General features: G+C 71.5%; 9 protein-coding genes. 3 read left to right on the top strand and 6 right to left on the bottom strand.

The genetic code is table 11. The features are described 5' to 3' along the window. Together H505_RS0132430 and H505_RS45790 are read right to left on the bottom strand one after the other, a co-directional pair. Positions 1 to 267, bottom strand: a 267-nt coding sequence (locus tag H505_RS0132430) for a transposase (protein ID WP_034520995.1), incomplete at its 3' end; no start/stop codon positions are given. 354 nt (positions 268 to 621) lie between these two features. Further along, on the bottom strand, positions 622 to 1080 hold the full coding sequence (locus H505_RS45790) for a pyridoxamine 5'-phosphate oxidase family protein (protein ID WP_051301434.1): 459 nt from the start codon (positions 1078 to 1080) through the stop codon (positions 622 to 624). 274 nt (positions 1081 to 1354) lie between these two features. Here H505_RS45790 and H505_RS50340 point away from each other — a divergent pair, with 274 nt between their 5' ends. From H505_RS50340 to H505_RS50335, 3 genes are all read left to right on the top strand, one after another. Continuing rightward, on the top strand, positions 1355 to 1669 hold the full coding sequence (locus H505_RS50340) for a hypothetical protein (protein ID WP_157433215.1): 315 nt from the start codon (positions 1355 to 1357) through the stop codon (positions 1667 to 1669). Positions 1670 to 1765: 96 nt separating this feature from the next. After that, complete coding sequence (locus H505_RS0132415) at positions 1766 to 2332, top strand: DoxX family membrane protein (RefSeq protein WP_026405277.1); 567 nt, start codon at positions 1766 to 1768, stop codon at positions 2330 to 2332. 299 nt (positions 2333 to 2631) lie between these two features. Beyond that, positions 2632 to 3465 (top strand): universal stress protein, encoded by an 834-nt coding sequence (locus H505_RS50335; RefSeq protein ID WP_026405276.1) that lies wholly within the window; start codon positions 2632 to 2634, stop codon positions 3463 to 3465. 34 nt (positions 3466 to 3499) lie between these two features. Here the strand turns inward: H505_RS50335 and ppk2 are convergent, their stop codons facing one another. From ppk2 to H505_RS45780, 4 genes are all read right to left on the bottom strand, one after another. Further along, the gene (ppk2, locus tag H505_RS0132405) at positions 3500 to 4315 is read right to left on the bottom strand and encodes a polyphosphate kinase 2 (RefSeq protein WP_026405275.1); all 816 of its coding nucleotides are present in this window, start codon (positions 4313 to 4315) and stop codon (positions 3500 to 3502) included. Positions 4316 to 4402: 87 nt separating this feature from the next. Then, positions 4403 to 4852, bottom strand: coding sequence for a pyridoxamine 5'-phosphate oxidase family protein (locus H505_RS45785; protein WP_051301433.1), 450 nt, complete (start codon positions 4850 to 4852; stop codon positions 4403 to 4405). 160 nt (positions 4853 to 5012) lie between these two features. Beyond that, positions 5013 to 5603, bottom strand: coding sequence for a CBS domain-containing protein (locus tag H505_RS0132395; RefSeq protein WP_169528887.1), 591 nt, complete (start codon positions 5601 to 5603; stop codon positions 5013 to 5015). Between the two features lie 24 nt (positions 5604 to 5627). Beyond that, complete coding sequence (locus tag H505_RS45780; RefSeq protein WP_084551075.1) at positions 5628 to 5984, bottom strand: STAS domain-containing protein; 357 nt, start codon at positions 5982 to 5984, stop codon at positions 5628 to 5630. Between the last annotated feature and the right edge of the window lie 316 nt (positions 5985 to 6300).

Here is a 6300-nt window from a genome sequence, read left to right as displayed (position 1 = left end):
GGCTTTTTTCAGGAACTCGTTCTCTTCGCGGAGTTTGCGGTTCTCGCGTTCGAGTTCGCGTTCCCGGAGGCTCTTCGGGGCGCCGGCCGGTGTGGTGGACGCGTCGTCGCCGTGGCGTCTGCGGTAGTCCTTGACCCAGTTGCCCAGGGTGGTGTCGTGGATGCCGCCCTCACGGGCCACATGGGCGATGGGGCGCGGGCCGTCCAGGACCATGCGGACGATCTCGTCCTTGTGCTCCTGGGTGAAATGCCGCCTCTGTCGTGCCAACGACCTTCCCTTCCGGTTCTCCCCAACTCTAGTTGGGGCCCTGTCCGGAAGATCCGTGGCACCTCACTGTGCGCAATCAGTGATGATTCAGGGTGCTGGGGCTTCGGGGTGCACGGCCTGGTCGAGGGGATGGCGGAACTCTGACCGCGCTGCGGTGGACGGCCTGTGTCGCGGTCAGCCGAGGCAGTCACGGCACACGCTTCCCTGACCTCCTACCGGCGGTCTGACGATCTCGATGTCCGGCTGCCGGGGACGGCCGGCTCGGCTACCCCTCCGTGTGGCCTGCACGGCCGCGATTGCTCCATCGTCGTGGCGCTCGTCCCTACCGGCGACCGGGTCTGGCATCGGCAGTGCTTATGAACCCTCCACCAGCGCCGGGGACGGCCCTGTGGGGTCGTCCGCCCCGGAGAAGAGACGTCTACCCGACACCTGGCGAACGGTGATGCGGATGAACGCGTCCCGCCGGCCGGGCACCCACGGTCGCGGCAGGAGCCGCGCCAGCCGGTGCGCCTCGCCTTCGGAGGTCACGGCCCGAGCCGGGCCCACGACGGTGACGGACCAGCCCGTTCGGGCGGCGGTGTCGACGTCGTCGATCTCGAACGCGACGATCGCGCCGCGCAGCGCGGCATCGAACTTCGATCCTGGCGCGGTCCTTATGATCAGGGCCCGGTCGCCGTCCATGGCAAAGGTGACCGGCAGGATCGCCGGCAGCGCCTGGTCGGTGTAGACCACCCTGCCGACGGCGGCCGACCGCAGCAGCACGAGGCATTCGGCCCGGCTGAGCACCGTGGTATTCGCGTCATCGTTCCTCATGTATCCAGGTTCGCCGCGGCGGTCGGGGGGCATCAGAGGCGAACGTCCCCGGTGAACCGGGCACGGGCGAGCGGAGGTCCTCGGACGGGCCGGACCTTCGGCGCCGTGGGCGGCACCCGGTGGGGTGACGCGGCCGGACCAGCGAAGCCGGAAGGCCGATGACTCGATCGGAACGGGAACCCGCCGCGCAGCGGGCCGACGTCGTGAGCGGCGCGCGGATCAGAATGGGCGCCGGTCCGGTTCGCCGCGGCCACCAACTCGTCCCGGTGCCGGCGTGGTCCTGATGGCGCTCCGTCGCGAGGCCGAGCAGGAGGGCGTGCCGTTTCCTTATCGGTCGGCCCGTGCGGGTGCACCGGGTGGTGTCGTCGATCTTGCAGGCGACGGCGGTGCCGGTCAGCCGGGACGCGACGTGGCCGGCGGCCTGACCCTGCGCGTCATGGGCGACGGCCTCGGCAGTCCCGAGGACGGCCGCCGCAGTGGACTTCGGAACGTGCGGGAACGCGCGAAGGCTCTGGACGGCTTACTCGAGCCCGGCTGCGCGATGGCGCCGATGCCCGTGGTCGCCAGGCGAGGACGAACGTCCTTCTGAGATCGGGGCCAACGCATCTACGGGCGGCAGCGCTCGGAGCGTTGACTGATCAATGTCAGACAGGAGTTCGGGGTTCGAAGGAAAGGCGAGACGACCATGGCTGTCTCCGAGCACGACATCAGCGGGCGCCGGGCTCCGGTGAGCCTGAAGGCGACGGCGGCCGAGCCGCTCACCGAATCGCCCGCCGCACGGTACGTCTGGGCGGTCGCCCGGCTCGCCCTGGGCTGGGTGTTCCTGTGGGCGTTCCTCGACAAGACCTTCGGGCTGGGGCACGAGACCCCCGCCGCCAAGGCGTGGGTCGACGGCGGCAGCCCCACCGAGGGCTTCCTGGCGCACGCCCCCGAGGGCCCGTTCGCCGGGTTCTACAACGACCTGGCCGGGCTCGCCTGGGCCGACTGGCTGTTCATGCTGGGCCTCGCCGGAATCGGCGTCGGCCTGATCCTGGGCATCGGGATGCGCGTCGCGGCCGGCGCCGGTGCGCTGTTGCTGGTCATGATGTGGACCGCCGTGCTGCCCCCGGAGAACAACCCGTTCATGGACGACCATCTGATCTACGCCGTCCTGGCCATCGGGCTCGCCCTCGTCAGCGCCGGCGACACCCTGGGCCTCGGCCGCTGGTGGGCCGACACCCCGCTGGTCCGGCGGTTCCCCTTCCTCAAGTAGCCGCGCGACGACGAGGAGGGGCGCTCACCACGGTGAGCGCTCCTCCTCCTTTTCCGCGGAGAGCCGGGCTTCTCGGACGATCGAACGGGCGGCGTCCCCCGACATGCTCGCCGAAGAACACGATCCGGATGGCAAACCGGCCGGCACTGGACAGAGGGGGGCCTCCGCAGGAGCCGAGTCGAGAGGGGACGGGATCGAGGTCGATCGTCCCGGGCCGGGTGGGACTTTCGCCTCCGGAAAGGCGCGGACCCGCGGCCTAGCGTCAAGGGTGAACTGATGGACGTCCGGGAGGAACGGCGATGTCGAATCCGATCGTGGTGGGGATCGACGGCTCCGCGCACGCGTGGCGGGCGCTGGACTGGGCGGCGGACCGCGCCGTCCGCCACGGGCTCGATCTGCGTCTGGTGCACGGGTCGCGCGCCGTGGCCGAAGACGGGCACATTTCACCGCGCGCGTTGCGCCCGCTGGTCGCCGAACGGGAGGACCTGCTCGCGGAGGCCCGCCAGTACGCGCTCAAGATCCATCCCGATCTCCGCATCGAGACGCGGCTGCTGCCGCTCGAGCCGGGACGGGCGCTGGTGCGGGAGGGCGAGAACGCCGACATGGTTACGGTGGGATCGCGCGGTCTCGGTGGCTTCGAGGGCCTCCTGTTCGGGTCCGTCGGCCTGTACACGGCCGCGCATGCCGCCTGCCCCGTCCTGGTGGTGTCGCGTTCTGCCCCCTATCCCCCCGATGCCCCGGCCGAGATCGTGGTCGGCGTCGAGGGCCGCCCCGGGGACGACGCCGCCGTCGAGTGGGCGTTCACGGAGGCCGCCTCGAAGGGAGCCGAAACCCTCGCGCTGCACGCCGTCGGCGGGGAGATCGGATCCCCCCGGTGGCGGGTGATCGAGGACATGGAGCTGTCGCAGGCACTGGCCGGCATGGGGACGCGCTACCCGGACGTCCCGGTCCGTCCTCTCATCTCGGACCGGACGCCTTCCCAGGCGCTGGTGGAGGCGTCCGAGAAGGCGGGGCTGATCGTGCTGGGCGCGCGTCGCCGCCGAGGCGTGCTCGGGATGGCGCTGGGCCGGGTCAACCACGCCGTGCTGCATCACGCGCGCTGCCCGGTGCTGATCGTGCCCACCGGGGAGTGAATCCGCCGGCCTGACCCGCGGCGGCCGCCGCGGGTCAGGGGGCGAGGTCCGCCGCGCGGTCGGGCACGTAGGTGCGCGCGTCGCGCGGCGGACGTGCGTAGTCCTTCGGGACGGGGCGCGGGGGCAGCCGGAGCGGTGGGGGCTCCACCTCGTGATAGGGGACGGTCGACAGCAGGTGGGCGATCATGTTGATGCGCGCTCGCCGCTTGTCCTCGCTCTCCACCACGTACCAGGGCGCCTCGGGAACGTCGGTGTGCAGGAACATGTCGTCCTTGGCGCGCGAGTAGTCCTCCCAGCGGGTCATCGACTCCAGGTCCATCGGTGACAGCTTCCAGCGCCGTATCGGGTCGTCGAGGCGGGCGCGGAAGCGGCGTTCCTGCTCGGCGCCGCTGACCGAGAACCAGTATTTGCGCAGCAGAAGACCGTCCTCGACGAGCAGCCGCTCGAACACCGGGCACTGGCGAAGGAAGCGACGGTATTCCTGCTCGGTGCAGAAACCCATGACGTGCTCGACACCCGCCCGGTTGTACCAGGAGCGGTCGAACAGCACGATCTCCCCGGCGGCCGGCAGGTGCTCGACGTAGCGCTGGAAGTACCACTGGGTGCGCTCGCGGTCGGTCGGGGCGGGGAGCGCCGCGATCCGCGCCACGCGCGGATTGAGATGCTCGGTGACCCGCTTGATCGTTCCGCCCTTGCCGGCTGCGTCCCGCCCCTCGAACACCACGGCGACGCGGGCCCCCTCGGCACGCACCCACTCCTGCAGCTTGACCAGCTCTGCCTGGAGGCGTGCGAGCTCGCGCTCGTACACGGCACGCGGTAGCCGCTTCACCTTGCCCGTCGGCTCGCCCATGGACGTCCTTTCGTTGCGGCGCCCAGAGGACTGCGAGCCCCGAGGCGCGGGGGCGATGACGACCGGCGCCAGCCGATCGATGGGGTTTCAGGCCTCGGCCCGGTCGTCCTCACGACGATGGTCCGTACCGTGCTCGGGGAGACGGCGGCCGGTGATGATCTCCGGGTGGACACGGATGAAGTGACCGTGCTCGCCGGGCGTCCAGGACCGCAGCGGCAGGTCGCGCAGTGCGGCGAGTTCGGAGGGGTCGGCGACGGCGCGGGCGTGCCCGACCACGACCACCGACCACCCGGTACGCGCGGCCACGTCGAAGGCGTCGATCTCGAAGGCGACGACGGCGTCGCGGGCCGCGGCGGCCAGCCGGGAGTGCGGGGAGGTGCGGATGACCACGTCGCCGTCGGCGAGGACGAAATTCACCGGCTGCACTGCGGGCAACGCCCGGTCGGTGAAGACGATGCGCCCGAGCGGCGCGGTGGCGAGCAGGGACCGGCACTCCTCGTCGTCGAGGATCTGCAGTCCGCCGTGGTCGAATTGCATACTTTCACTCTGCCGGAGTCCGTGCTTCCGTCGGCAGGGACGAAAGTCCCCGGCTGCCCGAATGCGCCGTCGGCCCACGGGGCAGAGCATGATGTCGCCCGATCGCGCCCCAGGGGCGTGGCCCCGACGGGACGGCGGGGTCGGGTGTTCGAGTGGGTGGTCAGGGGCGGCCGGTGGTGTCGAGGACGGTCACCCGGGTGACGCCGGGGACGGTGCGGGCGAGCACGTCGGCCAGTCGCCGGGTGGACTGGCCGGTCCGGCCGTGCAGGGTCACGATGCCGTCCTGGACGGTCACCGTCCAGCGTTGCTCTTCGCCGTACTCGGCGAGGAGCGCGGTGACGTCGTCGTGGATGCGGGCGTCGCCTCGGGCGAGGACGGCGATGAGGTCGCGGCGGCTGACGATGCCGGCGAGGGCGGTTCCGTCGAGGACGGGGACGCTCTTGATCCCGGTCTCGATCATCATGTCGGCGAGGGCCGCGGCGTCGGAGTTCGGCCGGGCGGTGCGTACTTCGGTGGTCATGACGTCCTCGACCCGGCGCGGGGGCGGTTCGCTCGCCGCTCGCACGGGGCGCGCGAAGGCGCGCGGGTCGGCTTCGAAGGCTCCGCGCAGCAGGTCCATCTCGCTGACGATGCCGACCATGCGCCCGTCGTCGCCGACGACGGGCGCGGCGGTGACATCGTGCTCGTGCAGGACGCGGATCGCCTGGCGCACGGTGGCGCGCGGGGCGATGGTGACCACGGGTGTCGTCATCACTTCACGGATCAGCATGGCGCCTCAGCTCGCGGGTGCGCGGTGCAGGAATCGGGAGTCGAGCCCGGTGAACTCCAGAATCCGGGCCACGATCGGACGGGCCCGGGTCACGGTGATCGTGCCGTCACATGCTTCGGCCAGGCCGCCGACCAGTTCGAGGGCCGCCAGGCCCGCGGAGTCGCAGAAGCGCAGCCCGGAAGCGTCGATCACCACGTTGGGACGCCGGGTGCTGATGACCTCGGCCAGCGCCGTGGCGAAGCGCTGGGCGGTGGCCACGTCGAGTTCACCGGTCACGCGCACCCGTGTCGACGTGGACGTGACGGCCGTCACCGCAGTGGTCAGTTCGGGTCCTGCCTCCTGGGTCCCTCTATCCGTTCGCATGCGAGCACCTCCATCAAGTCCTTCCCCGATCGGGGTCCATCCTGTGCGACCGCTCGAGGGCCCGGCAGGGTCCAAGGTCCCGGCCGCCGCCGGACGAAGTCCCGGCCGGTCGGCATGTGCCGTGCGGCAGCCGGTGACGCTCGTCCGTGAAGGCCGGACGGCGGGACGGTTCGCGCTTCATCGGCATGGCGGGCGATCGCCTTGGCGGGCTCCACGAGGGCGCAGGCGAGCAGCGGTACCGCGGCGGCGGCCCGGCCCCAGACACCGCCGTCCAGCGGGGCGGAGCCGGACACGTTCACCACGATGGTGCGGGCCT

This window comes from Actinomadura rifamycini DSM 43936 (assembly GCF_000425065.1).
Taxonomy (GTDB): domain Bacteria; phylum Actinomycetota; class Actinomycetes; order Streptosporangiales; family Streptosporangiaceae; genus Spirillospora; species Spirillospora rifamycini.
This window is presented reverse-complemented; position numbering and strand designations above follow the sequence as displayed.

What these genes read in the sequence shown, in the direction of transcription:
- H505_RS50335 (WP_026405276.1), top strand. Translation starts at nt 2,632, where the DNA reads ATGTCGAATCCGATCGTGGTGGGGATCGACGGCTCCGCGCACGCGTGG.
- H505_RS45785 (WP_051301433.1), bottom strand. Translation starts at nt 4,852, where the DNA reads ATGCAATTCGACCACGGCGGACTGCAGATCCTCGACGACGAGGAGTGC.
- ppk2 (WP_026405275.1), bottom strand. Translation starts at nt 4,315, where the DNA reads ATGGGCGAGCCGACGGGCAAGGTGAAGCGGCTACCGCGTGCCGTGTAC.
- H505_RS45780 (WP_084551075.1), bottom strand. Translation starts at nt 5,984, where the DNA reads ATGCGAACGGATAGAGGGACCCAGGAGGCAGGACCCGAACTGACCACT.
- H505_RS0132395 (WP_169528887.1), bottom strand. Translation starts at nt 5,603, where the DNA reads ATGACGACACCCGTGGTCACCATCGCCCCGCGCGCCACCGTGCGCCAG.
- H505_RS45790 (WP_051301434.1), bottom strand. Translation starts at nt 1,080, where the DNA reads ATGAGGAACGATGACGCGAATACCACGGTGCTCAGCCGGGCCGAATGC.
- H505_RS0132415 (WP_026405277.1), top strand. Translation starts at nt 1,766, where the DNA reads ATGGCTGTCTCCGAGCACGACATCAGCGGGCGCCGGGCTCCGGTGAGC.